This window comes from Dyadobacter soli, assembly GCF_900101885.1.
GTDB lineage: Bacteria > Bacteroidota > Bacteroidia > Cytophagales > Spirosomataceae > Dyadobacter > Dyadobacter soli.
Genome location: NZ_FNAN01000028.1, coordinates 1 through 26281, shown reverse-complemented (window position 1 = coordinate 26281; position 26281 = coordinate 1). Strand labels below are relative to the sequence as shown.

General features: G+C 49.2%; 23 protein-coding genes and 1 tRNA gene. 7 read left to right on the top strand and 17 right to left on the bottom strand.

The genetic code is table 11. From position 1 onward, the window contains the following. Nucleotides 1-13 precede the first annotated feature (13 nt). The 3 genes from priA to BLQ88_RS33095 are packed head-to-tail and all read right to left on the bottom strand — an operon-like array spanning nt 14 to nt 4138. Entirely contained in the window at nt 14-2509 is a 2496-nt protein-coding gene (priA, locus tag BLQ88_RS33105; protein ID WP_090157315.1) for a replication restart helicase PriA, read from the bottom strand. 44 nt (nt 2510-2553) lie between these two features. Beyond that, on the bottom strand, nt 2554-3147 hold the full coding sequence (locus BLQ88_RS33100) for an aminotransferase class IV family protein (RefSeq protein ID WP_090157314.1): 594 nt from the start codon (nt 3145-3147) through the stop codon (nt 2554-2556). Beyond that, nucleotides 3134-4138, bottom strand: a complete 1005-nt coding sequence (locus BLQ88_RS33095) for an aminodeoxychorismate synthase component I (RefSeq protein WP_090157313.1) — start codon at nt 4136-4138, stop codon at nt 3134-3136. Before BLQ88_RS33095 ends, BLQ88_RS33100 begins: the two co-directional genes overlap by 14 nt. A 126-nt stretch (nt 4139-4264) precedes the next feature. Between BLQ88_RS33095 and BLQ88_RS33090 the strand changes: the two genes are divergently transcribed. Next, nucleotides 4265-5272 carry a YpdA family putative bacillithiol disulfide reductase gene (locus BLQ88_RS33090; protein WP_090157312.1) on the top strand — a complete coding sequence of 336 codons (1008 nt, stop codon included), beginning with the start codon at nt 4265-4267 and terminating at the stop codon, nt 5270-5272. Here the strand turns inward: BLQ88_RS33090 and BLQ88_RS33085 are convergent, their stop codons facing one another. Continuing rightward, entirely contained in the window at nt 5273-6406 is a 1134-nt protein-coding gene (locus BLQ88_RS33085) for a WD40/YVTN/BNR-like repeat-containing protein (protein ID WP_229212969.1), read from the bottom strand. A gap of 74 nt (nt 6407-6480) precedes the next feature. On the opposite strand from BLQ88_RS33085, the gene BLQ88_RS33080 reads away from it, so the two are divergent. Then, nucleotides 6481-6783, top strand: coding sequence for a YtxH domain-containing protein (locus tag BLQ88_RS33080; RefSeq protein ID WP_090157310.1), 303 nt, complete (start codon nt 6481-6483; stop codon nt 6781-6783). 69 nt (nt 6784-6852) lie between these two features. Here the strand turns inward: BLQ88_RS33080 and BLQ88_RS33075 are convergent, their stop codons facing one another. The 13 genes from BLQ88_RS33075 to tgt form a co-directional block, all read right to left on the bottom strand. Continuing rightward, nucleotides 6853-7392 (bottom strand): DUF4136 domain-containing protein, encoded by a 540-nt coding sequence (locus tag BLQ88_RS33075; protein WP_090157309.1) that lies wholly within the window; start codon nt 7390-7392, stop codon nt 6853-6855. A gap of 22 nt (nt 7393-7414) precedes the next feature. Further along, nucleotides 7415-9442 (bottom strand): DNA primase, encoded by a 2028-nt coding sequence (dnaG, locus tag BLQ88_RS33070; RefSeq protein WP_090157308.1) that lies wholly within the window; start codon nt 9440-9442, stop codon nt 7415-7417. 14 nt (nt 9443-9456) lie between these two features. Further along, the gene (locus tag BLQ88_RS33065) at nt 9457-10209 is read right to left on the bottom strand and encodes a TerC family protein (RefSeq protein WP_090157307.1); all 753 of its coding nucleotides are present in this window, start codon (nt 10207-10209) and stop codon (nt 9457-9459) included. Nucleotides 10210-10531: 322 nt separating this feature from the next. Then, nucleotides 10532-11509, bottom strand: a complete 978-nt coding sequence (locus BLQ88_RS33060) for a glycosyltransferase (RefSeq protein WP_090157306.1) — start codon at nt 11507-11509, stop codon at nt 10532-10534. Next, nucleotides 11502-12893: an O-antigen ligase family protein gene (locus BLQ88_RS33055; protein WP_090157305.1), complete on the bottom strand. Its 1392-nt coding sequence runs from the start codon at nt 12891-12893 to the stop codon at nt 11502-11504. Before BLQ88_RS33055 ends, BLQ88_RS33060 begins: the two co-directional genes overlap by 8 nt. Continuing rightward, nucleotides 12881-14233 carry a hypothetical protein gene (locus tag BLQ88_RS33050; protein WP_090157304.1) on the bottom strand — a complete coding sequence of 451 codons (1353 nt, stop codon included), beginning with the start codon at nt 14231-14233 and terminating at the stop codon, nt 12881-12883. The genes BLQ88_RS33055 and BLQ88_RS33050 overlap by 13 nt, the downstream gene beginning before the upstream one ends. Further along, the gene (locus tag BLQ88_RS33045; RefSeq protein ID WP_090157303.1) at nt 14197-14937 is read right to left on the bottom strand and encodes an acylneuraminate cytidylyltransferase family protein; all 741 of its coding nucleotides are present in this window, start codon (nt 14935-14937) and stop codon (nt 14197-14199) included. The genes BLQ88_RS33050 and BLQ88_RS33045 overlap by 37 nt, the downstream gene beginning before the upstream one ends. Further along, nucleotides 14934-16079, bottom strand: a complete 1146-nt coding sequence (gene neuC / locus BLQ88_RS33040; protein WP_090157302.1) for a UDP-N-acetylglucosamine 2-epimerase — start codon at nt 16077-16079, stop codon at nt 14934-14936. Before neuC ends, BLQ88_RS33045 begins: the two co-directional genes overlap by 4 nt. Next, nucleotides 16072-17085 carry an N-acetylneuraminate synthase family protein gene (locus BLQ88_RS33035; RefSeq protein ID WP_090157301.1) on the bottom strand — a complete coding sequence of 338 codons (1014 nt, stop codon included), beginning with the start codon at nt 17083-17085 and terminating at the stop codon, nt 16072-16074. Before BLQ88_RS33035 ends, neuC begins: the two co-directional genes overlap by 8 nt. Before the next feature lie 27 nt (nt 17086-17112). After that, on the bottom strand, nt 17113-19344 hold the full coding sequence (locus BLQ88_RS33030) for a GumC family protein (RefSeq protein WP_090157376.1): 2232 nt from the start codon (nt 19342-19344) through the stop codon (nt 17113-17115). Nucleotides 19345-19492: 148 nt separating this feature from the next. After that, nucleotides 19493-20599 carry a UDP-galactopyranose mutase gene (gene glf / locus BLQ88_RS33025; RefSeq protein WP_090157300.1) on the bottom strand — a complete coding sequence of 369 codons (1107 nt, stop codon included), beginning with the start codon at nt 20597-20599 and terminating at the stop codon, nt 19493-19495. A 111-nt stretch (nt 20600-20710) separates the two neighbouring features. After that, nucleotides 20711-22168: an OmpA family protein gene (locus BLQ88_RS33020; RefSeq protein ID WP_090157299.1), complete on the bottom strand. Its 1458-nt coding sequence runs from the start codon at nt 22166-22168 to the stop codon at nt 20711-20713. Between the two features lie 227 nt (nt 22169-22395). Next, complete coding sequence (tgt, locus tag BLQ88_RS33015) at nt 22396-23529, bottom strand: tRNA guanosine(34) transglycosylase Tgt (protein ID WP_090157298.1); 1134 nt, start codon at nt 23527-23529, stop codon at nt 22396-22398. Between the two features lie 60 nt (nt 23530-23589). On the opposite strand from tgt, the gene BLQ88_RS33010 reads away from it, so the two are divergent. The 5 genes from BLQ88_RS33010 to BLQ88_RS32990 form a co-directional block, all read left to right on the top strand. Then, nucleotides 23590-24771, top strand: a complete 1182-nt coding sequence (locus BLQ88_RS33010) for a glycosyltransferase (protein WP_229212968.1) — start codon at nt 23590-23592, stop codon at nt 24769-24771. Further along, on the top strand, nt 24762-25382 hold the full coding sequence (rsmG, locus tag BLQ88_RS33005) for a 16S rRNA (guanine(527)-N(7))-methyltransferase RsmG (protein WP_090157296.1): 621 nt from the start codon (nt 24762-24764) through the stop codon (nt 25380-25382). The genes BLQ88_RS33010 and rsmG overlap by 10 nt, the downstream gene beginning before the upstream one ends. Before the next feature lie 28 nt (nt 25383-25410). Further along, on the top strand, nt 25411-25692 hold the full coding sequence (locus BLQ88_RS33000; protein ID WP_090157295.1) for a hypothetical protein: 282 nt from the start codon (nt 25411-25413) through the stop codon (nt 25690-25692). A gap of 85 nt (nt 25693-25777) precedes the next feature. Next, nucleotides 25778-25851 (top strand) — tRNA-Asn (locus BLQ88_RS32995). Between the two features lie 170 nt (nt 25852-26021). After that, the coding region (locus BLQ88_RS32990) for an ISAon1 family transposase N-terminal region protein (RefSeq protein WP_090154730.1) at nt 26022-26281 on the top strand (260 nt) is incomplete at its 3' end.

Below are 26281 nucleotides of genomic sequence, written 5' to 3'. Positions count from 1 at the left end.
GTAAATGATGTTTTTATAAACAGTCCACGTCGATCACAACCTGGATGCTTTTTAGCGTCTTGTCAGTCAGAGTGTCAATTACTTTTTCCTGTATAAATGACTTTGCCGCCTTAAAATTAATCTTTTCTCGTTCAAGTTTGATGAGAATATCGAACAAAAACTGATTTCTTACTCTTTCGACCAGCGGCGGCTGCGGCCCCAGAACCCTGCTGGCGCCTAAATGGGCGGTCAGTTTTTCGGCGAGGACTTTGGCCGCACGGTGCGATGTTCCCTCGTCGATATGCTTCACGGTAACTTTAATGAGCCGCGTAAATGGCGGGTAGCTAAACTTCTCGCGCTCCGCGATTTCGGCCTCGTACATGCCCTCGTAGTCGTTATTGACAATCTTTTCGAGCAATGGCTGCGACGGGTTCGCGGTCTGTATCAGCACCTTTCCGGGCCTTTCTGCCCGCCTGCCCGCGCGCCCGCTCACCTGCGTGAGCATCTGGAAAGCCCGTTCCGAAGCGCGGAATTCCGGGAAATGGATAATGCGGTCGGCATCGAAAATGCCTACGACGCTCACATTGTCGAAATCCAGCCCTTTGCTCACCATCTGCGTCCCGACCAGGATATCGATGCCCCCTTCTTCAAAATCGGAGATAATCTGCTGGTAAGCATTCTTCGCACGCGTCGTATCCAGGTCCATGCGCTGCACGCGCGCTTCCGGGTACATCACATTGATTTCCTCCTCGATCTTCTCGGTGCCGTATCCCATGGTTTTAACCTTGGGTGACCCGCAATGCGGGCAGGTTCGCGGCACTTCCTCCTTATGCCCGCAATAATGGCAGCGCAGCTCGCGCGCTTTCATGTGGTAGGTAAGGCTCACGTCGCAGTTGGCGCATTCCGAAATCCAGTTGCATTCCTCGCATTGCAGGTAAGGCGAGTAACCGCGGCGGTTCTGGAACAGAATGGTTTGCTCCTTGTTTTTAAGGTTGTATTCCAAATGGCTGAGCAGCACGGAAGAGAATTCGTTCTTCATCTGCTTCTGACGCTTTTCCTTTTTGGTATCGATCAGCTCGAAGCGCGGCAACGCGGCATTTCTGTAGCGTTGCTTCATTTGCACAAAACCATACCGCCCGCTTTGCGCGTGGAAATAGCTTTCCAAAGAAGGAGTCGCCGAACCCAAAAGCGTCTTTCCTTTGTGCATGTACGACATAATCACAGCCACATCGCGCGCATTATAGCGCGGTGCGGGGTCGTGCTGCTTGTAGGAAGTTTCGTGTTCCTCGTCGACAATAATTAAACCAAGGTTATCAAAAGGTAGGAAAATGGCCGACCGCACTCCGACCACAAACTGGAACTTGCCGTCCAGAATACCTTTCCAAACTTCCACACGCTCGTTGTCGGAGAATTTGGAATGGTAAATGCCCATTACATCCCCGAAAACCTTCCTTAATCGCACCACAATTTGAGTCGTCAATGCAATTTCAGGCAGCAGGAATAGTACTTGCGTGCCGCTTTCGAGCGCTTGTTTGATCAGCTCAATGTAAACTTCGGTTTTCCCGCTGCCGGTAATGCCGTGGAGCAGCACCACTTCTTTTTCTGCAAAAAGCTGGTGAATTTGCTGTGAAGCCTCTTGCTGGGTTTCCGTGAGCGTAATGGTGCCCATATTGCCCGTCGGGATATCGTCGAAGCGGGAAACGAAAATTTCGAATTGCTCGAAAATGCCTTTTTTAATGAGGGTATTTAAAGAAGCATCCGAAATGGTATCGTCCTGGCTGAATATCGATTTGTCCAGACCCTTGTAATTCAAATCCGGATTGTTGTATACCGGGATGAAACTGAGGTATTTCAAAAGGATTTCCTGCTGTTTGGGCGTCTTGTCGAGGCTGGCGGCGAGTTGAGAAAGTGCCTCATTCGTCGTGTAGGCGGCCGTCAACCTGATTTTCTTCGCTACCTTCGGTTTGTAACGTTCCTTTACTTCTTCATACAATATCACCGCCCTTTTTCCGACCAGCGATTTGATAATCGAGGTTATATTCGGTTTCTGCAAAAGCCTTTCAACTTCTTCATAAGAAAGCGTCTGGTGCTTTTTAATCTCTTCAATAACAAGGTGCTCCTGGTCGGTCAGCAAGTCTTCATGTTCGAATTCAGGATTTATCTGAATGCGCGACTGGCTGGTGATTTTCAATCCCGCAGGCAATGCCACATTCATCACCTCGCCAATGTTGCAGAGGTAATATTCGGCCACCCACGCGAAAAGTTCAAGCTGCTGCTGGGTAACGATGGGCTGTTCGTCGAGCAATTCCAGGATGTATTTGGCCTGGTACTTCACCGGCGGATTGGAATGCAGCTGCGCCACCACGGCCGTAATGACCCTTTTCTGACCAAACTGCACGATTACCCGCGCCCCAACCTTGATCAGCGAGGCCATTTCCCGCGGCACCCGGTAGGTAAACAGGTTCGGAATCGGTACCGGAAGGATCAGGTCGGCAAAAAGTGTGATTTCTTCCTCGAATAAGGAGGTCATTGGCATTAGTTCGTTAAAATCGGGCGCAAGTTCGGTATTTGTGGTCAAGCAATCAACGAAACGTCGAGCGTAGCGGCGTTTGCCCAGTCGACCATCGCATTGAAAAGCCGGATTTGACTGAATGTCGCGATGTCGCTTTCGTGGATTTCGGCGGCTTCGATAATGCCCTCATCGAGCAGGAGCGCACGTTGCGTGCCGGGCAGGAGGGGGCTTGCAGGCGTGAGCCAGCGGTTGCCATCGAAGAATGCGACATTGCAAAAATTAGAATCGGTCACCAGCCCTTTTTTGATGATCAGTATCTCGTCCGCATCCCCCCGCTGGGCGTAGAGTGCATTAAGCGAATCGCGATTATCGTACTTATATTGATAATCGATTTCATCATGATAAACCAGCCGGATTTTGCGGATCGTGCGGGGCGAATAGGGTTCCCATTTAATATTGTCAATGTCTTTGCTGTAAGCGACGCGGCATTTGTGCAGACTTTCGTCAACTGATTCGGGTATTTCGAGTAATGCTTTTAAATCCCAACGATCGTCATAACCCCACAATTCCTGCCGTGTTTTGTTCAAACGTGCATCGTGATAGGAGAGGTTTTTCAGTTGCCGGTTTTCGACACAAATCGTTTCAAAGCACAGCATGCGGGGTGTGGCTAAATGGGAGATAAACTTTATCGATCACTTCCTGGTACTCACTTTTCGCGTTACTTAATGCCGTAATGCCGCCGCCACTTTTGAAAACCAATTCATGATCCTGCTGCTCGATAAAACGGATCATTACTGCGCTTTCAAAGTTTTGCCCATCGAAATAACCCATTACACCAGTGTAATAACCACGGTTATATTGCTCAGCCTCTTCAATGATTTCCAAAGTGCGCGGTTTAGGGGCACCGGTAATGGAGCCGGCGGGCAATAGTTTTTTCAAAAGGTCACCGTATTGGCCATTGAAATCGGCCGGTAAAGTGCCCGCGATTTCAGAACTGACCTGCAAAAGGGTTTTGTCGGAAGCCTGAATGCGATCGATGTAGCGGTAGCGCTCTACCCACACTTTTTCGGCTACCATACTCAAATCGTTTCTGATCAGATCGACGATCGTCGCGTGCTCGGCGGCTTCCTTATAATCTGAAAGTATTACCTGTTCCGCATTCGGTACGGAGGCGTCGATGGTACCCTTCATCGGGAAGGAGGCAATGCGATCGCCCTGAATACGCACGAAAATCTCAGGAGAGAAACATACGAACCGGTTTTTGAAGAGCAGCCGGTAAGGTGCTTCGCTATGCCGGAATATTTGTTCCAATGTCAGGTTCGTGTCGATCGGCGTGGGTACCGAAAGGTTCACGAGGAATGAGTTACCTGCATTCAAATGGTTTAATACACATTGGAATTTGGGTCGGTAAGCTTCGAATGGAAGCGGATGTTTGTCGAACTGAATGTGCTCCGGTAGATTACCACGGAACACCTCGTGATCATTGGTAAATCCGTTCAGATTGAACAGAATTGCTGCGGGATCGACCTCGTCGAGCTTCCAGGCGAGCGGTTTTTGGAATTGGTAGTCCACCAAAAAAAAGAACGGGGTTTTCGCTTTGCCCCATTCATTCAGTTTCTCCGTAAAGTCGCCGACCGCGTTTTCCAAGCTAAAAAGTGGTATTATCAGACTCTGTGAACAGTTAGCTAATTTACAAAGTTCAGAAACCAATAGCTAAATTAGGGGGTTAAAAGACTAGTGGCGGCCGCGAGCATAAGGCCGCCAGCCCATACAATGCACATTTACGACGCAATCATTATCGGCGGTGGCCCGTGCGGCCTCGCAATGGGTGTCGAGCTGGCGAAAAGCGGCCTCGATTACCTGATCCTCGAAAAAGGAAACCTCACCGAATCGATCCGCCGGTACCCGCGGAGGATGAAGTTTTTTTCCACTGCCGAAAATATAGAAATAGGCGGCATCCCATTCGCGATTTCGGACGTGAAAGCCAACCGGAACGAGGCTTTGCAATATTACCGGAAGGTTGCCGGCTATTACCATTTGAATTTCAAGTTGTTCGTAGATGTGGACCGCACGGAGAAACAGTCGGACGGTACATTTCTGACTTATTCCAATGACGGTCAGGTATTTCATTCCAAAAATGTGATCCTGGCGACGGGTTATTTCGACGTCCCGCGTATGCTGAATGTGCCGGGAGAGGACTTGCCCCACGTTTCGCATTACTATGACGAGCCATTTAAGTATTCCTATACGAATGTGGTGCTGGTAGGCGGTTCCAATTCGTCGGTGGAAGCGGCATTGGAGCTGTATCGCCACGATGCGAAGGTGACGATCGTGCATAAGGAGGCCGATTTCCGCACAAAAGTGAAATATTGGCTGGTACCTGACGTGAAGAACCGGGTGAAGGAAGGGAAAATCCATACGCGCTTCAACTCGGTCACGCGCGCGATCGAGCCGGGACGACTGTTGATCGAAAACCTCGAAACGGGCGAAGAGGAATGGCTACCGGCTGATTTCGTCTTCCTACTGGTAGGTTACCTGCCTGATGAGCATTTGCTGGCACGTTGCGGCGTAACGCTCGATCCGGTTACGAAGGTGCCGGAATACGATTCGGAAACTTTCGAAACGAATGTGCCGGGCCTGTATTTGTGCGGGACTGTGCTAGCGGGTGTTTTTACGGAAAAGGTATTTATAGAGAATGGCCGTGAGCATGCGGCAGCTATCGCTGATCATTTGGCGGGGCGTGAAGTGCGGAAAGTGAACGAGTTGATTGACCGGATTTAGTTATCCATCAACCAAAACCAGCTTCTTCTTTTTCTTTTTGGAAGAAATCTTTTCGATTTTACCTATTAAACCATTGGCTCCGACGCCGTAGCCCACATTTCCGGCGAAGCTGAGGGAGTGGAAACCTTCGGTACCGAGCGAAATCCAGCTTTTTCCGCGATCGAGCGAAACACTGCTGCCGGACGGGCCGGATGCTACCAATGCATAATTGTCAGAGCGGATTTGGGTGTCGCCGTTCCAGGTGGCGTTGGTTTTGTGGTAAATGGCTACCGATTCTTTGAGTCCCGCGGGCTTGGTCATGCCGGCCAATTTCCAGGTAATGCCGCCGTCCTCGGTCAAAAGTACGTTTTGTGTTGAATCTGTCGTCTTTTTGTAGTCACCACCTACGGCTATACCATTCTTTTTAGACCAAAACCTCAACCCGAAAATGCCTGCGGTAGGTCCGGCGGGCAATGGGGTAGCGGATACCTGCCAGCTCTGGCCGTAATCTTCGGATCGGAACACCCTTGCCATTTTGCTGCCACCGGTGCCGATGAATGCAGTTCCTTTACCGTTGGTTAGAATGGAAGTACCGCTTGCTGCGAAACATGCTTCGCCGGCTTCGGCTGCCGGGCGCTTTTCGAGGGGAAGTTCCTGCCAGGAATTACCGCCGTCGTCAGTTGTCAAAATGAACAGTCTGCCTTGCGTAGGGTCGCCGAGGCAAATGCCTTTATTTTTATCCCAAAAGTCGATTCCATCCAGAAAAACCCCATTTTGTGTAGTTTGGTACACAAGCTTCCAGCTTTCTCCGCCGTCTTCCGTCTTGTAGATTTTCGCTTTGTCTTTCTCGGATTCGCCGGCGCTCATGGCAATCGCAACCTGTTTATCGAACGCGTGAATATCGCGGAAGTCGAGCGAATCGCCGCCGGAAACTTTGTAGGTCGTCCAGGTATGTCCGCCGTCGGTAGTCTTCAAAACAGTGCCCCGGGTGCCGCCGATCCAGCAGATCGTAGGCGATACCGCGTGCACTGCGCGCATATGGATCTTCGTTTTGATATCGATGACTTTCCATTGGGCGCGGCTTTCACCCGCCATGATCAAAAAGAGCGATGAAAGTATGACAGAGAAGATGCCGTTCGTGGAAAATCGGCGCATTGACTTGCGAAGTGGCACAGTATTTTGTTATTTTCAGTTCTAATGTTTTTATCAACACAAAATAGGGAATTCGTATGAACAAGAACCAAAAATTTTTGATTGGCTCAATCGGAGCACTGTTGACAGGCATCGCGATTGGCCTTTTGGTAGCTCCCAAAAACGGAAAAGAGACCCGCAAATTGATCAAAAATAAGGCAAATGACCTGGGCGGAAATGCAAAGGATACATATGAAAAAAGCCTTGAAGAACTGTCCCACCTGGCCGATAAGCTCAAAGAAGGGTTCATTAAAAATGTAAATACTGCAAAAGACAAGGCAAATGGCGTGGCCGACAGCGTAACCGAGAAGGCGCGCGGCGTAGTCAACAACAATGTGTAGTAACTCCGATATTGACGACATTGAAAGGGTTGTTTCCGATAAAGAAGCGACCCTTTTTGCTGTCCTTAGTTAAGGTATTTTGGCGATTACTTCACTGATTACCTGACTGATATCTTCGGTAAAGTTCTTCGTTTTCTCCGGAATAATGCCACTGGCACCGCCCTGCCACACCATCCGGTTATTGGCGGCATCCACCAGGTCAATCACGATCGTGCCCTCGCGGTATTTGCCGGTTACCACTTCCTCACTTTTCCACGAATAGCGCCGCTGACCCATGTAGCGGGGCAGACCGTCGGTGCGGAAATCGGTCTGGCGTGTTTGCAGCTGCTCCTGCACATTCAACGCGATATTGATTTTCAGGCTCGGGTCGCGCGCCTCGTCGAGCCCGCGGGCTTGGAGATTTTTGGCGATGGCATCTTTGATAATGCCCACATTTTTCTCAAAATTCCTGGAAACGGTGTCGCCTTTCGCTTCGATATCGAAAAAGCCGTACGTAGGATAGTCGGCGAGTTTGAAAGTGCCTTCTTTCTTGACTTTCAGCAATTTGTAGGATGGATTGCACGCGGTAATCAAAAAAACGAAGCACAGAAGGGCCGATGCATTTCTCATAGCAGCGAATATTTAGGTTAAACTATCCGATTACGCTTCCCAATTCCTTGGCGGCTGCCATGCTGATGCCCTTATAGAACATGTACTCAGTCATGATGGCATGTTGCTCCTCTTCCGTTTGCGCGTGTACCGCCTGTTTCAGGCAAACTTTCATCTTCTCTTCGATGAATGCTTTTTTGAGCCTGAGTATATTATTGAATGCCGTCCTGTCCAGCACGTCCGTTTCGAAGGGCACGTAGATCTCGTATTTCTCCTTCCAAAGTTCGCTGAGCTCGTGTTTCTGGGTGAGCCATTCGATGGTCAGGTTTCTGATCTCTACTTCGCTATGTTGAAGGAAGTAGTCGGTCGTCAGGACATTATTCCGGTTAAAATTCTCGCGGAATAAATTTAAAAGGTGGCTGTAAACAGGATCTTTCAGCTCAATTCCCTCTATTTGGCCTAATACATACTGACAAACGGTGATGGTCGGTTCCAGCTCACGCGCTCCGTGTACGACGAGCAGGCGCACGAAAGCTTCTTCCTGGTAATGCAGTTTGGTTCGTTGAAATGTCTCAGGCGCAACTTCCTCCGGTACGAATGGGTTACCATCCGGTTCGCCGGCAAAAGGGCCGAAACCATCGCTGAACAGTGTGTCGAGGTCATCGGGGCCATCGGGTACAAAACCTCCCTGTCCGGAACTGCTTTGCTGCCCTCCGTTGGGTTGCCGTGGCGGCCGCTCGTTGGATTTGGCGGTTTGCTGCTTCCGAAGCAGCTTATTGCCCTCGGTGATCAGCATTTGCTCGTCCACCCGCATCATTTCCGATGTGCGGTGGAAGAATACCTGCCGTTTGATCGCGTCTGGGATTTTTACAATGCTGTTAACAACCTCCTGGATCACGGCCGCCAACCGAAATGGGTCATTTCCGGCATCTTGCAGCAGGATTTCGGTTTTGAAGGTGATAAAGTCCTTCGAAGCCTTTTTCAAATGCTCCTTGAATGCCTCGGCACCGACCCTGCGGACATAGCTGTCGGGGTCTTCATTGTCGGGGAAAAGGACCACATTCACATTCAAACCCTCTTCCAGAACCAGGTCCAGCCCGCGCAATGCCGCTTTGATACCCGCCATATCGCCATCATACAAAATGGTAACGTTGGGCGTAAAACGGCCTATCAGCCGAATCTGCTCCACTGTGAGCGATGTTCCGGAAGAGGCGACGACGTTCTCGATCCCCGCCTGGTGGAGTGAAATAACATCCGTATAACCCTCTACCAGATAGCAATGTTCGAGGCTGCGGATCGCGTTTTTCGCCTGGTAAATGCCGTAAAGGACTTCGCTTTTATGGTAAACTTCCGTTTCCGGCGAGTTGAGGTATTTTGGCTGGTTTTTGTCGGATTTCAATATCCGCGCACCGAATGCGATCGTCTTACCCGCCACGTTGTGGATCGGGAAGATGACCCGGCCCCGGAAACGGTCATAACCGGCCGTGTGGCTGCCTTCTTTGTGGATCAGGAGGCCTGCTTTTTCCAGGATTTCGGCAGAGTAGCCCTTTTCCAACGCTTCTTTGGAAAAGGCGTCCCAATTATCCAGACTGTAACCGAGCTCGAATTTTTTACGTATTTCATTCGTAAAACCACGTTCGCGGAAGTAGCTCAGACCAATCGCCTGGCCTTCGTCGCTATTGTGGAGCTGATGCTGGTAGTAGTTTTTGGCATAATTGAGGATGATGTACAAACTTTCCCGCACATTCTGCCGAATGGTTTCCTCGTCTGTAAGCTCTTCCTCCTCAATCTCGATGTTGTATTTCCCTGCCAGGTACCGTAACGCCTCGCCGTAACCAATGCCGTCGATGTCCATCACGAACTTGATGGAATCGCCCGCAGCGCCGCAGCCGAAGCATTTGTAAATCTGCCTTACCGGGTTTACGTTGAATGAAGGCGTTTTTTCATTGTGAAAAGGGCAGCAAGCGCCATAGTTGGCCCCTTTTTTCTTCAAGGACACAAAATCCCCTACCACTTCCACAATATCTGCGGCTTGCTTGATCCTCTCGACGGTTTCGGGGTTAATGCGCATAATTTCTTGAATATTCAGTTTACGCGGTCGCGTAGCTTAACCGGATTTTTCGTCTTCTTATCCAGCTTCATATTCAGCAGTTCCACGAAGAAGGAGAACGCCATCGCGAAATACGCGTAGCCTTTTGGTATTTCGTAGTGGAATGCTTCTGCTACGAGCAGCGTGCCAATCATCAACAAAAATGAGAGCGCTAAAATTTTGATCGAAGGGTGATTATTTACGAAATCGCCGATTTTACTCGCAAAAGCGATCATAATGAACGTAGACGCGATGACCGCGATGATCATGATCGGCACTTCTTTCACCAGACCGACGGCCGTAAGCACCGAGTCGAATGAGAAGATGATGTTCAGCAATGCGATTTGTACGAGCGCGCTGCCGAATGTCATCGATTTCTTGCCGGAAATATCACCAGAGGGCAGGTCTTCGGGATCACCTTCGAGTTTGTGGTGGATTTCTTTGGTAGTACTGTAAAGCAGGAAAAGTCCTCCTCCCAGCAGGATCAGGTCGCGACCGCTGAAACCGTGACCGAAAAGCGTCAGAAGGTCTTCTTTCAGGCCGATAACCCACGAAATGGCAAACAACAGCGCGACGCGCAACACGAGCGCGATGAGCAAGCCGTTATTCTGTGCTTTTTTTCTTTGTTCGACAGGCAGTTTGCCTGAAACGATTGTGATGAAGATTACGTTGTCAATTCCAAGGACGACTTCCAGTAAAGTCAATGTAAGCAAACTGATCAGCGCGTCGGTGGTGAAAAGTGATTCCATGAATGAGTTGGTGAGTGTTAATTGCACGAAAGTAATCAGGCAGAGTAGTTTGAAGCAATAATTACGCCAATTTTCCGTAATTTTGAGGAATAGGACAATCTGCTAAAAACTTTTTATGGAAATGTCCATTATTTTCTGATTAGAATTTAGAAATTCGCATCCTAAAGTTTTTTTCTGATCACTTTAGTTTGTTATTTTGCGGTATTGAAATTCAACTTGAAATTTATCCGAGCGATATATAGATATTAAAAATATAGTGTGTGTATAGTGTGAAACAGGGCATGGAAATTTTTCTATGCCTTTGTTTTTTATAGGCTGTTTGTCAGATAGTTGACACACATTTCAGATCAATATTCCGGTACAGTTCAATGAGCTTGGGCAGTGTATCGGAAGCTGCAACGGGCAGAGTTATCAGCCGTCTCGCTTCTTCCAGTTTTACCTTTAAATCAGTCCCTGAAAAATCCTGAAAAGTGCTGCAAAATGGCGGTCGCCAGACGGTACTTGACGCCAGTACGGGAATTCGCAGGTCACGCGCCTCGTGAATAGATAGTGATATGCCGTCGGTAGTAGTATTCCTGATGAATGCATCGGAAAGCAGCAGAATACTTTTGAAGTCGTGTAAGTGGCTGACAAAAAACACATTGCTTGAAATGTGCTGTGTGCTATTCTGAATATACGATCGGTAATTGCCGGAAGGGTCGGATATCAGGAGCTGGTACTGCGGATATGCCGCGAACCGGTTGATCATTTCCGAAATCCCGTAAATTTCCCGACCATATTTGTCAAAGGTCACATTCCAGGCATTGGTGCAGAATGTGGCCTCGTAATGCTCACACCGAAAAGCTATCTTCAAATGCAGTGATGCCGGCAGCGGCTGCATCTCGGAATCCGCAATGTAAGTTGAAATTTCGCATGCACGCGGGTTGCAGCGCAGCGCGGGCGCTAGGCTCGTGCGCTCCTGTACGATAGGCACGTACGCGAAGCGTGCCGACAGTTTCACCATCCAATTTCCCAGTTTTCCATATCTGCCCCAGCAGCCGTGGTATGTAATGATCAATTTCTTGCAGGTAAGCCGGCAAAAAATCGCGAACAGCATTTGTGCAGCCGGGTTCGAGAAATGGATGTGAATGATACGATGCCTTGCTATATCGGAAAGGATCTCGAAAGTAGAAGCCATTCCCAAATCGCAAAAGTCGAAATCGAATCCTGCTTGCCGAAGGCCTTGCGTCAGCCTTTTCAAATGCATTGTTACACCACCTATCGGCGGTGGAAACCTGCCAATAATCAGTAAGTTAGCCATGATCGGAAGGCGCGGATTTGTTGGCAATGCTTTTGGAATAGTAATAAATGCAGATCAGCAAAACGGGTGCTATGCAGTTGATAGTAAGACTTTTGGCTGGAATAATTACAAAAACAAATCCCACTGTATGTACAAAGAGTAAATACGTCGCTAATGCGACGGGCAACAGCCGGTACCGCCATTCACAGGCAACGATTTTGAACAAATGACTGCCCAGTATCACAAACAGCCCATACATATAGAGTACCCCGATCAGCCCTTGTTCGGCCAGCACTGTGAAAAACATCGAATGCGCCTCCCGGTAACCCGGGCCCAACACCTCGAAACTACCCGTACCATGCCCGTAGAGCGGACTTTCGAGAAACAGCTCATATGCAAGCCTGCGGATTTCCGACCTCCCACTCGCTTCCTGAATTTTTTGTAGAACCGGCCCCGCAGTCTGGAAATCGGCGAAACGCAGCTGCCAGGAATACGCAAGGTCTGCATGGATGAAGTCGAGCGAAATCGTGCTGAGGAATACAGCGATCGCTGCCAAACAAAATGCATACTTCCAGTTACCCGTAACAAGCAATGAGGCGAGCAGGTAAGGCAACACGATTAAGACCGCCCCGCGTGAAAAGGAGAGCACGACTATCGACACGAAAAGTAAAAACATCACCAGGGTCAATAGCAAAATGTACCGGGTGCGGCTCGCGTACAGCATTGCAAATGGCCAAAGGAGGATAAAATACGCCATTGTCACATTGGTATCCGAAATGTTGCGGGTTACCAGCAGGTTGCTGGCTCCTTTGTATTGCGCTCCGAAATACACGAGGCCGAATGTTCCCAGCACCAGTAGGATGAAGATCAGGCATAGCGATCGTTCCATATCCCCGGCGAATGAAGGAAGTTTTGAGAGAACGCCGAGGTAGAGGAAATACAGAGGAATGGTGAAAAGGATTAGTGTAAATGCGCCTGTGATGATCCCCGACAGGTTTGGTGAAATGATGATGAATACAAAATTCAATGCAAACCACGAGGCTACTATGCTTTTTTCGGTGCTCGTCAGGCCCGTTTTGAACCGGATCAGTGCCGATAGCATCCGCAGATCAACCAGTATAAACGGAAGCAGCCGCCAGAGCGAATTGGCTCCTGCGGGGAAATCGTATTTTTGAAATAAATGCAAAAACTGGCTTAGCGCCGGAATGCTGACCACATGGAAAAGCCCGTAGTCCGAAGGTATGGCCAACGTTAGGATACAATAAATGTAGAACCCGAAAACGAGGACCGTTTGCACGGTACTTTCGCCAAACATCAGCAGTGAGCTGCAAAGCGTGGTGGCTATCCACGCGATGCTGACGGACAAAATGGCCTTTTTGCCCGTCGCGACGATCAGCCTAACCATTCCCGGATGTATTGCGTGGTTAAATGTACAGATTCGGGGGAGCAACAATGAATGATGGGCTCGACAGCATTTCTAATCCCGTTTGAGGCGTAGCTTTCACCGAGCATTTCATCCAGTTTCTCGAACAGCTGCCAGCGATCGTACACAATGTGGTTCTTTAAGCGATCTGGAAGTGATAGCTGATGCGAATAATCATAGAACCGCTTCACGGAGTGTGCGTAATCCACCTCCGGGCGGGCGTCGTAGGCGATGCTGATGCAAGGTTTGTTGGCGGCAGCGGCGTCGAGCAGCATTGTAGAGGCGACTTGCAGGCATACATCGCAGCGCGACAATTGTGAATGCAATATTTCGAGGTAATCGACAGGCGGAATGCGGCTTTTGCCAAATGGCTGGAAGAAATGGAGATTTTTAATTCCCCTGAAACAGTCGTACCGCCTCGCATCGTCGCCTGGGTGGCATCGGATCAGAATGGTAATATCCGGCCGGTTTTCCGTGTATTCGAGCAGGTCCCGGATAATGTAGTTTTGGCACGAATGATGCTTGATAGCGCCGGTTGAGAAAAGTATTAGCCGCGATGGCCGGTCGGTTTTTGAAATATTATTGAAATGCAGGCTTTGAGCCGGTGGACGCCGGTAAATGTCGAACCTTGGAATCCCGGCAATGCGAACCACAGCATTATCCCCGAAAATTGCGTAGAACCGGTGATACTCGGATGCCATCTGGTTATTCCAAACCAAGACCCTGTCGGATTGCGTGTTGATCACCCCTTTCGAAGTAAGATTGTCCCAACTGATGATAATCGAGATGCCTGGAATCCCGTGCATTTGGAGTGAATTGACTATCGCATTCTCGCGCAGATCGAGCGGGGACGTGGAAATTACCGTTTGAAAATTGTAGTCGGCAGCCAGGCCGCGTAAACCCGGATGTTTTGTGCGGCGGATCAGCCAATTTCTGGTTACTACCAGTAGCAGGCCGCTCAAATGGATCAGCAAAGGGCTTTTTTGGGTAATTGAAAAAAGCCAGTGGAAGAATGTGCTTTTTTCATGGACTTTGATGCGGATAGTTTCAATTTGGAAGAAATGGCCGAAAAGAAGCATTTGTCCAGCTCTAAGCCATTTTGTGATCCGTGAAATTTCCGGAAGCGGCGTCGGCAGCCAATGCATATTCGATCGGAAATGCCGGTTGAAATGCTCGATGTCGGCGCAGGTCAGCAGATTCGACATGACATAAATTCCATAATGCGTGCAGAGTTCTGCCGTCACGCCGGAATGGATCATGTTGATAACTGCAAATGGATTGGTAATCAGCAGGAGAATACGCTTTTGGTCTGTTCTTTCCATAATTGAAGAAGGTTTTCGGCCTGTCCCCAGTCGGCAGGCGTATCGATATTGATTCCGAATGCATTATCATTCAACCAGGCGGCTATTTTGCCACCGGTTAGCAGCCCTTCGCGCACGAGCGATGTACGCGCGATGTAAATCTCACCGTCCCGATGGTATGCAGGGGGTAGTTCCTGTCGACGGGTTATCGTTTGGTATGCTACGTCTCCGACCATTTTTTCCAACCCGTTTTCCCCGAACGCGTATGCCCAAAAGGGGTTGAATGCATCCGGGATTTTGCGGACGGAGACCAGGCTGTCCGCTTCTTTGTCAATGATATCGTGGATGGCAGCGTCGATCATGCCTGGTGCGCGTAAGGGGGCAGTGGGTTGCAGCAGCACAATGTAGTCGAAGGAGCCCCAATGCTTTTCGGCATAGTACAACGCATGTACCACGACATCGATCATCGGCGAACGCTCGGTAGCCAAATGCGCAGGCCGAAGGAAGGGCGCATTTGTTTTGGCAAAACAATTGGCAAAAAATGTGGTTTCAGAACAATCCGTTGAGACAAGTATGGTATCGAGCAGCTCCGATTGCTCCGCTGCTTCCAATGTGTATTGTATCAGCGGCTTTCCATCCAGTAGCTTCATATTTTTGCCGGGAACGCCCTTCGAGCCTTTTCGCGCGGGAATGAGGCCCAGGATTTTGGGAAATGGTGTCGTCATGCCGGGAGGAGGTGCTTTTTGAGAATGAATGGAATGGTAGCGAGGTGCCCGGCAATATGCTCGCCCGCGTCGCCTTTCCCGTACAGCGTCACCTGCGGGTAACGCCCGTGCGCGAGCTGACGCTTTATGGCCGAGAGGATTGCCTCCGTGTCGGGAATGCAATTCACCACGTTCGGGCCTCTTTCGCGGCCAAGCTGCCGGCTTCCGATGTTCACCGCCGGGATGCCTAATGCACTGCATTCACGTATCCCCACGCTGGAATTGCCGACAATGCATGCGCAATTTTTCAGCAACTGAATGAAATGGCCCGATTCCATATTCTTGAAGAAGTGAAAAGGAAAGTCCGGATGTTGGTCCCGGAAGGCGCGTATACCCTGAGCGGTACCGGCCGTCCCCGGATCTGCATTAGGCCAGAACCAGATGCCGGGCATATTCAAGGCTGCTATGGCGTGCAATGTATTATTGATCTGCCATTTCGAATGCCCTTTTTCGGTGGTTACCGGATGCTGCAATACAATCAGATAAGGATCATTCAGATCCGGCTGCGACCCGACGCCTCCGTAAATCTCGTAAGGGTTGAAATCGTAATCCTTGTGCTGAAAGACCAGATCGATGGACGGGCAGCCGGTGTAATGCACTTTTTGCGGCGAAAGCCCCCAATACATCAGTCGCGCCCTCGCATTTTCGGTGGCTACGAAATGCAGGTCGGCGAGTTGTGAAATGCTGTTCCTGATCCGGTCGTCGATATTACCGGTAATTTCACCGCCTTGAATATGAGCGAGCGGAATATTCATATTCACAGCGGCGATGGCCGTAGCAATGGTCTCGAAGCGATCGGCGACGGTTACTACTACATCCGGTCGGTGGTTGGCAAAAAAAGTAGCCAGTTCAATGACGGCGAGCCCGGTAGTTTTAGCAGAAGCAGTGTCGCTTTCGACATCCAGCAAATTTGGAATAACAGCTGAAACCGGCAGATTTTCCGCTTCCAGGTACGGGATGATGTTGCCATACCGATCTACCAATGCGCTTCCGGTAACTATAATTTGCAATGCGAGCTTCGGGTGCGCATGAATGGCCGTCAGTACGGTTTTGATCCGGCTGTAACTCGCCCGGGCGGTGATAACGACGCATATTTTACGCATGGGTGAAATGGTTTTCGGTGAGAAAATCCCATTGCGCAATGTCTTTTGTGAGCGTTTTGCCCAAAACTTCCTGGTAACGTGCCGCTGCCACACCAAAGCCGGCCGGCTTCTTGGTTTCAAGGTCGGTGCATTGAATCTGCTCGCCCTTCCGCAAGTCGCGGTTTACCGCCAGCGATTTGCCGAACATGCTTTTCATTCTCGAAAAAGTGGCATTCGCATCCTTATTCACAGGGAAATTCAAAGCAGTTTCAATTTTGCGGATACCGGCGATGAGCGTCGTGGCCTGGCGTAGCGTAAGCGATGAGGAGGCATCGGGATTACTCATCCGTTTGTCGAATGTGACGTGAAATTCGAGTAGGCGTGCGCCGAGCGCCGCAGCGGCGAGGCACGCGAAAATATCGCCTGAATGATCCGAGAAACCCACGGAAACCTGGTAGCGCTTACCCATTTCCTGCATGACATTCAGCCCCCATTGGTGCGGCTTGGCAGGATATGCCGTCGTGCATTGAAGCAGGGAAACGGCTGTGCACCGCGATTTCAGCATCGATACGGCCAGGTCCAGTTCGGCCCAGGAGCTCATACCCGACGATAGGATCACCGGCTTTCCCGTTTCTGCTATTTTATCGAGCATAGGCAGGTTATCCACCTCGCCCGACCCAATTTTAAACCCCATTACCCCGATTTTGTCGAGCAATTCTACCGCCGCCAGCGAAAATGGGCTTGCCAAAAAGTCCAGACCCACTTTTTCGCAATGTGTTTTAAGCCCTGCCCAGTCATCTGCGCTGAACTCCATACTTTTCCAATAATCGAAACGGGACCCGTTCTGGTAAGGGATCTTGACGCGGAAATCTTCGTAAATACTGCTTTCCGCATCGGCGATGTGGACTTGAAATTTGGCTGCATTGGCTCCTGCGTGCGCGAGCGCGTCTACATACGCATGCGCGAGGCCGATACTGCCTTCATGCGCCTGGCCAATTTCCCCGATGACATAAATGTGCTGTTTCATAGGTGTGTTTTTATGGTTAAATGAATGTTACTGGTAATGGTATTGATACCGGCGCAAATCGCGGGTGCCGTTGAGCACCAGATGGAGATCCGGTAATTGCTCACGGATTTTGTGCAAATCAGTGAGTTGATGCATGAATGTGAAATGCTGGCGGACGATGTATAAAGTCAAATCGGCATAGGGACTTAGGAACCGCGCATCGGCCACCAGGCCAACGGGCGGGCTGTCGAGCAGCACATAGTCATACCCGATTTTGAGTTTTGGAATAAGCTCGGCGACCCTTGGCGAAAGCATTAGTTCGCCGGTATCGACGTGTGGCATACCGGCAGCGAGGAAATCAAACGGCGGGCCGTTAGCACATCGCTGGATGAGCGGTTCCCGTTCAGATGTGATGTATTCCGTGACGCCTTCCGGACGCAGATTCAGTAGGAGGGCGAGGGAAGGTTTTCGAAGATCGAAGTCGATAAGAAGCACCTTCCTGCCCGCGAGCGCCAGGGACTGCGCGAGGTGCATGGCAATGAACGATTTTCCCTCACCGGCCATGGCGGATGTAAGCAGTATCACGGTATTCGGGCGGGTACCGACAACAAACTGGACATTCGTGCGCAACGAGCGGAACTGTTCTTTGATAAGGCTCCGGCTACCAACCTGCCTCCATCGTTGCTGGCTGATTTCCCCGATAATGGTCACATCGCATTGTCGCGCGATATCTTCCTTCGATGTGATTTTGTTATTGAAGATTTGCCCGATGTAAAGTATTCCGACTGGCGTCAGGAGACCTGAAAGCAATGCGATCAGCAAGGTCAGCTGCCGGTTAGGATACACCGGTAGCTGACTGGCTTTCGGCGCATCGACTACCCTCGCATTGGCAATGTTAGCGGAGCGGGAAATCGCCGTTTCCATTCGTTTTTTGAGTAAAAACAAATACAACTCCTGCTGAATACCCTGCTCGCGTGACTGCGACAGAAATGCCCGCTGGTTTCCCGGAAGCCGCGTGATTGCATTCTCGAAACCTCTGCCATATTCGCGAATGGCGGCAATGCTTAATGTTAGCTCCCGCTTCTGATGTTCAATGGCATCGGCAAGACTGGTTCTCAAAACCCCGATCTGCTTCTCCATGGATTGTACTTCGGGATGCCCGGGTGCAAGCGACGCCAGCGCCCGGGTAAGCGCCAGCTGCGTTTCATTGTATTTACTAACCATAGCCGCAAAATTGCTCTCCTGCGGGTACAAAGCAGATGGAATGGCCGTAGCGGATTTCTCGCGCAAATGTGCTTCCAGCAGCCCCACGATTTTCAAATGCATTGCCAGTTGCTTTTCATCCGATGCATTCGAATGATATTGTTGAAGAGCCTGCCTTCCATCTTCCGCCATATCGATCACGCGATGGCGCTTGCGAAACTGCTCGATGTTCGTTTCAACCTGTGTCAGTTCGGACGATATATGGGTGAGATTGGAGTTGATGAAAGCAATCGTGTTGTCCGCTACTTTGTTCTTCTCTTGGATGCTAGCTTTTTGGTATCGCTCGATCAGCTGATTTAAAATAGCCTCGCCTTTGCGCGGCAATACGTCCTGGATAGACAGATTGACAAGGCTGGCAGCTTTGTTGGGTGCCTGAATGCGCAGAACGCGATCATAGTGATCCAGGATGGTCTCGGTTGCGGATATTTTGAAGGAATACTGGTAGTGGGAAGATGGTTTAAAACGGGTCGTGTCCATGATTGCAGCGCCGTGCGGTAGCGATAACTTTTTCCCGAAACTTCCTTTGTAATAATGATCCGAAGTTTGAAGCCTGAATGTGCTGTCGGTCTCCCGAATGATCAGGTAGGATTCAGGTTTCGCCGGGCGGGATTTCAGAAACCTGACTTTATACGGCGTTTTATCGTAGAGTTCGGTTGTTTTAAGCGTTCCGGCGGCGAAGTATTGCGTAGTCAAATGCAGGTCGCTGATTATCTGGCTGAGCAATGTGCGGCTTTTGAGTATTTCAATTTCGTTTTCGACGCTGCTGGTGGCATCGGGCAAGCCCAGCTCTTCCAATAGCGCTGTTTCGTGGAAGTCGCTTCCTCTCGAATCGTCCCGAACGAGCAGGGAGGCGGTGATGGTGTAATGCGGGGTTTTGTATCTCAAAAAGGTAAACCCGAGCAGAACGGACAGCAATGGCGAAATGAGAAACCAGTACCATCGATACCTGACTGCTTTCCAGAACGGATTCTTTGTCCAGTCTTGGAAATCTGCAATTTGAGTTTTATTCGCCAGCATTGCGTACACATTTTGGGTGATAGCATTTAGACGCTGGCTTGTAATTTTGGTAACGCGACTTCTACAAAAGTTTTTGAAAAATTTTTGTAGAAAATAAAAAACCCTGTTTCAATGGCTTGAAACAGGGTTTTGAATAAAAAATATTTTTTCAGGAATCGAAATGCACCTTCACTTTTTTGAGCGCCGATGCTACCACCTGGTGCATATCGTAATAGCGGTACTCTGCCAGCCTTCCTCCGAAAATCACATTCGGTTCGTCCCCCGCGAGTGCTTTATATTGATTGAACACGGCCGTGTTTTTATCATCATTCACCGGGTAGTATGGCTCGGCGCCTTTCACCCACTCCTGCGGGTACTCGTGCGTGATCACCGTTTTCGGCTGCGTACCGAATTCGAAATGCTTATGCTCGATGATGCGTGTGAACTGCGTTTCGCCATCGGTATAGTTCACTACCGCATTCCCCTGATAGTTTTCCTGATCCAGCAGCTGGTTTTCGAAACGCAGGCTGCGGTATTCGAGCTGGCCGAAACGGAAATCGAAATACTCGTCGATAGGGCCGGTGTACACGATGGTTTCCGCCAATGCAGCAAGTGCTTCGCGTTCTTTGAAGAAATCGATGCCCAAGCGCACTTCTACGCCGTTTAACAGGCCTTCGGTGAGCTTGTTATAACCGCCGATCGGGATACCCTGGTAGCGGTCGTTGAAGTAGTTATTGTCGAATGTAAACCTTACCGGGAGCCGTTTGATAATGAATGCAGGCAGTTCGGTAGCTTTTCTCCCCCATTGTTTTTCGGTGTAGGCTTTGATCAGCTTCTCGTAAATGTCGGTACCTACGAGTGAGATGGCCTGTTCTTCCAGGTTTTGGGGATCTTTAATGCCCGCTTGTTCTACCTGTTGGCGGATTTTTTCTTTGGCCTCCTCCGGCGTGCGCACCTTCCAGAGCTGGTAGAAAGTGTTCATATTAAATGGGAGATTGTAAAGCTCTCCATTGTAGTTCGCTACCGGGGAGTTGGTGTAACGGTTAAACTCTACAAACGAGTTGACGTAGTCCCAGATATTCTTGTCGTTGGTGTGGAAGATGTGCGCACCGTATTTATGTACATTAATGCCTTCGACATTTTCGCAATACACATTGCCGCCGATATGGTCGCGGCGATCGATCACCAGACATTTCTTTCCGCGTTTGGTTGCCTCATGGGCAAATACCGATCCCCACAAACCTGCACCTACTACCAGATAATCATATTGTTTCATTAATTCCCTGTTGCGTTGTTATGATGTGGCTAATTGATTTGGCGTGTGAATATATCAAAAAGAGAAAGGCTCCCGACGGGAGCCTTTCTCTTTAAGTCGTTTCTTCAACTATTAGGGAAGAAGTTTCAATTCTACGCGACGGTTTCTCTGCAAACCTGGACGGGTTGCGCTGTCTGCGATAGGTTTGAACGATCCGAAGTAGTCTACGATCACTTTGCTTGGGTCTTGCAGACCAGCTTCGTTGATCAGGAAGTTTTTCACTGCTTCTACGCGGCGTTTAGAAAGCGCGATGTTGTAACGGTCAGATGCACGACGGTCTGTGTGACCAGCCAGTTGCAAGCGGCATCCGTTTTTGTTCATCAATGCTGCTACGTTTTTCAGCAATTCCTGGAATTCAGGTTTCAATACGTTTTTGTCGGTATCGAATGTTACGTTAGCAAAGATCTCGGAGCAAGCTGCGCCTGTTGCCAATGCATTTTTCACGTAAGAATCGAAGTCGAGTACGCGACCGGCACCGTCAACAATGCTTCCTGCTGGCGAGTTTGGCTCTTTATCGAAGAAGTCGGATACACCGTCACCGTCGGTATCAAGCAACAAACGTGGGTCGATATCTTTTGGACGGTTTGCTTTTGCAACAGAGTCCATTTCTTCGAGTGTAAGGATTTTCGGAGGCTTAACCAGTACACGTGGGTCTGTGTAACGCAGGTGGTAGTAGCCGCCTTCTTCTGGTTTGTAATCCCATTTGCCATCCACTTTCGCAACTTTCAAAGGCTTTTTGCCCAATTTGTAAGTTACCTGGATTGCACCGTATCCGTAGCTGTCAAGCTCAGAGTTTCCTTTGCGGGAAGTTTTCTGCTGATCTTTGATCTCGGTATTGTTAGGCGTTCTGTCGTAGTCTCCGCCGTAAGTAGCGTCGAGGTAGTCAGAGTTGGTGTGGTTCAAACGGAAGTCAAGACCGATATCGATTCTTGGAGTTACTTCGTAATTGATGTTCAAGCCGGTAGGAACGATCCAGTCATTCATCTTGCCTGTTTCGCGAAGCTTCACACCACCTGTCAGGTCATATGCCGTAGCATCGTAAAAGATCTGACCGATACCTGCATACGCATCGATTTTCCAACGCTTCATTTTGTTAGGCCCCATCAGAAGTCCTTTCAGGTTAACAGTTCCTGAAACGGAAACATCGAAATAGTTGCCTTCGAAATAGCGGTTATAGCTACGACGTTTCATACCTCTCAGGTTACCCAGAGATGCGTCCAGACGAGCGCCGAACAGGTAAGAAAGTTGTTTGTTCAGTGTGAGGCCTCCTTGAAAAGTCCCGGATTCCTTGTGGCTGTCGGTGTTGGTTTTGGTAACAGGCCAGAAGTCATATTCTCTTAAATCACCAAAAAAGAGCGTCGGGCCAAAGTGTGCGGAAATTGACCAGGTGTTCAATTTGTAGGGGCCATCGTACGTCGCTTTTGGATTGTAATCCGGAGAATTCGGTTGCACCAGCGGCTGTGCGAATGAAGGCAGCGCCATCATTGCTCCCAAGGCAAACGAACCAATCAACTGGGATACTTTTTTCATACTATTCAAGTTAGCGTTATTAAGATTAACTAGGATTGATCTATATCCAATTTTATGAGTAAAGTTATATATTGTTTTCACGGCTAATCGCAACATTAACCAAATGCCTAGTGCGCACAAAAATAGGTTATCAATATCACTTAATCAACCGCAAGTTGATACAAATGGAAAAGTTTCCTGATATTTAATTCAAATTTTACCCGAAAGAAACCTCCTTTTCTGAACTTTCAAAGCCGTTGATTCAATTTTTTTTCCACTTCACGCTTCCACGAAGCGAAAGTTCCGTCGATAATTTTCTCTCTCGCACTGTTAACCAGCCATAAATAGAACGTCAGGTTATGGATGCTCGCAATCTGCGCTCCGAGCATTTCACCGGATTTTACAAGATGCCTCAGATAGGCCTTACTGTAAAATGTACTAATGTGCCCACCAAGGCCTGAGTCTATCGGTGACAAATCATCTTTCCACTTTTCATTGCGGATATTGATGATTCCTTCTGTTGTAAAAATCATGCCATTGCGTGCATTGCGGGTAGGCATCACGCAGTCGAACATGTCCACACCCAGTGAAATGCATTCCAGGATGTTCGCAGGCGTTCCCACGCCCATGAGGTAACGCGGCTTATCCTTCGGTAAAATGTCGCAAACCACTTCGGTGAGCTCGTACATGATCTCGGCCGGCTCGCCTACCGAAAGCCCGCCGATCGCATTCCCTTCACGGCCTGCGGACGCGATGAATTCCGCCGACTGTTTCCGGAGGTCTTTGTAAACACTCCCCTGAACGATAGGGAATAACGTCTGGCTGTGACCGTAACGCGGCTCGGTGCTATCGAACCGGTTGCAGCAACGCGTAAGCCAGCGGTGCGTCATCTCCATCGATTTGCGCGCATACGTGAAATCGCAGGGGTAGGGCGTGCATTCGTCGAATGCCATGATAATGTCAGCGCCGATCGTACGCTGGATGTCCATCACGTTCTCCGGCGTGAAGGTGTGTACGCCACCGTCAATGTGTGACTTAAATACCACACCCTCTTCATTTATCTTACGGCCGGTTCCGGCGAGTGAATATACCTGATAACCGCCGCTATCGGTCAGGATCGGCTTGTCCCAGCCGTTGAATTTATGCAGGCCGCCGGCTTTTTCGAGGATGTCGAGGCCCGGTCGGAGATATAAATGATAGGTATTCCCTAATATGATCTGTGCTTTGACGTCTTCCTTCAATTCGCGCTGGTGGACCGCCTTTACGGTTCCCGCGGTGCCGACAGGCATGAAGATGGGCGTCTGGATAACCCCATGATCCGTCTCGACCAATCCGGCCCTTGCTTTCGAATGGGGATCCTCAACTTGTAATGTAAACTTCATTAAAAGGTTTTAAATTGCTGGTGTGCAAAAATAGGGGTAACGCCTCTAACATTCCTGTCAATGACAGTATATTTGCATGAATATGGAAAAATTTTACATCTCTCTTCTGTTGTGGCCGATTCTTTACTCTATGCGCTGGGGGCGTTTGTAGCTGTTCAGTTATTCTATTATCTCTTCTTTTTTACACGGCTGGCATTTTACGGAAAAGGCGCTAATTACGGCAATACCATGCCGGGCGTAACGGTATTGGTGTGTGCCTGGAACGAAAGGGAGAACCTGACGGAGCTCATTCCGCTGCTGGATGCGCAGGAGTATCCCGAGTACGAGGTGATCCTGCTCGACGACCGGTCCGACGACGGGAGTGAGGAGTACATCCGCGAGCACATTAATGGCTGGAAAAACATCCGCTATATCCGCATCAACGACCAGTTCGATCACGTCACGCCAAAGAAGTATGCATTGACCGTCGGTATGAAGCAAGCCAAATACCCGATTGCGCTCATGACCGACGCCGATTGCCGCCCTGCTTCGAACCACTGGATAACCGCCATGACCTCGCGGGTAACCGAGGATAAGGATATCGTGCTAGGGTTTTCTCCTTATTTCAAACAAAAAGGGCTGCTCAATTGGTTTATCCGCTGCGAAACTTTCTATGCCGCGGTCCAATACCTGTCGTTTACACTGGCCGGAATGACCTACATGGGCGTCGGCCGTAACATATTATATAAGCGCTCCGTGTTTTTTGCCAATAAAGGCTTTTATACACACAAGCACGTGTTCGGCGGCGACGACGATATTTTTCTGAACGAAGTTTCCACCAGTTCCAACACCACGATCTCCATCGAGGAGGACTCATTTGTTTATTCTGTTCCTAAAACCAACTGGAAAGACTGGTTCAGGCAGAAACGCCGGCATATTTCGGTGAGCCGTTATTATAAGCCGCGTAACAAGGTGTTACTGGGCATGCTTTCGGCTTCCCACATTGCGATCTGGTTCTTTGGTTTGCTTACCCTGGCCTGGGGGCTTATCACAAAAGATATGTTACTACTGCAATACCTGGGCATCGTTTTTGGCGTGCGATGGGCTATTCAATGTTTCCTGCTGATCATTATTAATGTGAAGCTGGATAAAACCGTGGAGTGGTTCAGCTTTTTACTGATGGACTTTGCACTTTTTGTTTATTACCTCGTTTTCGGGTTTTTGACCATGACGAGTAGAAAACCCCGTAAATCATGGAATTGATTAATAAATACTTCCCCGACCTGAACGCCGACCAGCGCGACAAGTTCGGGCAAATGGGCGAGTTGTACGAATACTGGAATGCCCGCGTGAATGTGATTTCGCGCCAGGATATTGATACATTATATGAACGCCACGTGCTGCATTCGCTCGGCATTGCCAAAGTGCAGGAGTTTGGCCCCGGTACGGCCATTCTCGATGTAGGCACCGGCGGTGGCTTTCCCGGGGTACCACTGGCGGTTATGTTCCCCGAAACACAGTTTCATCTGGTCGACAGCATTGGCAAGAAGATCCGCGTAGTGCAGGAGATTGTTAATGCATTGAAGCTCGACAACGTACGTGCCGAACAGGTACGCGCCGAAAAGCTCGACGACAGCTACGAATTCGTAGTAAGCCGGGCCGTAACCCGCATGGCGCCGTTTGTGGGCTGGGTGAAAAAGAATATCAGCCGCAACTCCTTCCACGACCGCAGGAACGGTATTTTATATCTCAAAGGTGGTGACCTCTCCGAAGAGCTCTCCGAGATTAGAGAAAAGCCGCAGATTTACGCGCTTTCGGACTTTTTCGAGGAAGAATTCTTTGAAACAAAGAAGGTCGTATACGTACCTTTGTGACACATTCATTTAATAACCTATTCAAAATATGAACGAGCGATTCAGTGCCAGTGGGCTCATGAACCCGTTTTTCCCGGACGAAGTAACTTTCGGAGAAAAGGGCGTAACCTTCAAAGTCAGGAAACTTTTCAAAAGCAACGATAACTTCGTTTTTTACTCCGACATCTCGGGTGTAGAAATCGAGAGCGGCATCTTCTTTTCGACGATCCGGATCATCCCACGCATGCGTCCTGAAATAATTATCAATAATTTTACGAAGGGAGATGCCAAGAAAGTCAAGGAGTTAATCCTCGCAAAGGTGCAGGCGTAATAATTTTTTAGAGCCGACACTTGCGCTGTATAACTTGAATCACTAGATTTGCACCACAATTCGAGTACAACAACCGGATAATGATTCCCGAATAGCTCAGCCGGTTAGAGCATCTGACTGTTAATCAGAGGGTCGCTGGTTCGAGCCCAGCTTCGGGAGCTTGAAAATGAAGCGCTTAGCAAGAGATTGCTGAGCGCTTTTTCTTTTGTTGCAATACAAAGGTGCAATACTTGGATTCTTTTAAAATCACTATGATGTCGGATCAAATCAAAAACTTGTGGAGCGCATAGGATTTTCTAGGTTTGTGTTTTTAATCAACCTAGTTCGTTTTGGAGAGTTTCTTGCCTATTATCCAGTTTCTATTACCAGAGTTTATCCTTGAAAATTTTGAATTGACATCCATCGACCGTCAGGATGGAGTATTTCACGTGCATATAGATGAGAAGAATGCGGATGAGAATGACCCGGAGAGGAAGAATTTGCTCTCCAAAGGGTTCTTTCCGATGATTACTGTTCAGGATTTTCCAATTCGGGGCCATAAGGTCTTCCTTCACATCAAACGCCGCAGATGGCTTAATACCAAGACAGG

What these genes read in the sequence shown, in the direction of transcription:
- BLQ88_RS33000 (WP_090157295.1), top strand. Translation starts at nt 25,411, where the DNA reads ATGAACGAGCGATTCAGTGCCAGTGGGCTCATGAACCCGTTTTTCCCG.
- BLQ88_RS33030 (WP_090157376.1), bottom strand. Translation starts at nt 19,344, where the DNA reads ATGCTGGCGAATAAAACTCAAATTGCAGATTTCCAAGACTGGACAAAG.
- BLQ88_RS33080 (WP_090157310.1), top strand. Translation starts at nt 6,481, where the DNA reads ATGAACAAGAACCAAAAATTTTTGATTGGCTCAATCGGAGCACTGTTG.
- BLQ88_RS33055 (WP_090157305.1), bottom strand. Translation starts at nt 12,893, where the DNA reads ATGGTTAGGCTGATCGTCGCGACGGGCAAAAAGGCCATTTTGTCCGTC.
- BLQ88_RS33010 (WP_229212968.1), top strand. Translation starts at nt 23,590, where the DNA reads ATGACAGTATATTTGCATGAATATGGAAAAATTTTACATCTCTCTTCT.
- BLQ88_RS33100 (WP_090157314.1), bottom strand. Translation starts at nt 3,147, where the DNA reads ATGCTGTGCTTTGAAACGATTTGTGTCGAAAACCGGCAACTGAAAAAC.
- dnaG (WP_090157308.1), bottom strand. Translation starts at nt 9,442, where the DNA reads ATGCGCATTAACCCCGAAACCGTCGAGAGGATCAAGCAAGCCGCAGAT.
- priA (WP_090157315.1), bottom strand. Translation starts at nt 2,509, where the DNA reads ATGACCTCCTTATTCGAGGAAGAAATCACACTTTTTGCCGACCTGATC.
- BLQ88_RS33045 (WP_090157303.1), bottom strand. Translation starts at nt 14,937, where the DNA reads ATGACGACACCATTTCCCAAAATCCTGGGCCTCATTCCCGCGCGAAAA.
- glf (WP_090157300.1), bottom strand. Translation starts at nt 20,599, where the DNA reads ATGAAACAATATGATTATCTGGTAGTAGGTGCAGGTTTGTGGGGATCG.
- BLQ88_RS33060 (WP_090157306.1), bottom strand. Translation starts at nt 11,509, where the DNA reads ATGGCTAACTTACTGATTATTGGCAGGTTTCCACCGCCGATAGGTGGT.
- BLQ88_RS33020 (WP_090157299.1), bottom strand. Translation starts at nt 22,168, where the DNA reads ATGAAAAAAGTATCCCAGTTGATTGGTTCGTTTGCCTTGGGAGCAATG.
- BLQ88_RS33085 (WP_229212969.1), bottom strand. Translation starts at nt 6,406, where the DNA reads ATGCGCCGATTTTCCACGAACGGCATCTTCTCTGTCATACTTTCATCG.
- BLQ88_RS33035 (WP_090157301.1), bottom strand. Translation starts at nt 17,085, where the DNA reads ATGAAACAGCACATTTATGTCATCGGGGAAATTGGCCAGGCGCATGAA.
- BLQ88_RS33065 (WP_090157307.1), bottom strand. Translation starts at nt 10,209, where the DNA reads ATGGAATCACTTTTCACCACCGACGCGCTGATCAGTTTGCTTACATTG.
- BLQ88_RS33075 (WP_090157309.1), bottom strand. Translation starts at nt 7,392, where the DNA reads ATGAGAAATGCATCGGCCCTTCTGTGCTTCGTTTTTTTGATTACCGCG.
- tgt (WP_090157298.1), bottom strand. Translation starts at nt 23,529, where the DNA reads ATGAAGTTTACATTACAAGTTGAGGATCCCCATTCGAAAGCAAGGGCC.
- neuC (WP_090157302.1), bottom strand. Translation starts at nt 16,079, where the DNA reads ATGCGTAAAATATGCGTCGTTATCACCGCCCGGGCGAGTTACAGCCGG.
- BLQ88_RS33050 (WP_090157304.1), bottom strand. Translation starts at nt 14,233, where the DNA reads ATGGAAAGAACAGACCAAAAGCGTATTCTCCTGCTGATTACCAATCCA.
- rsmG (WP_090157296.1), top strand. Translation starts at nt 24,762, where the DNA reads ATGGAATTGATTAATAAATACTTCCCCGACCTGAACGCCGACCAGCGC.
- BLQ88_RS33090 (WP_090157312.1), top strand. Translation starts at nt 4,265, where the DNA reads ATGCACATTTACGACGCAATCATTATCGGCGGTGGCCCGTGCGGCCTC.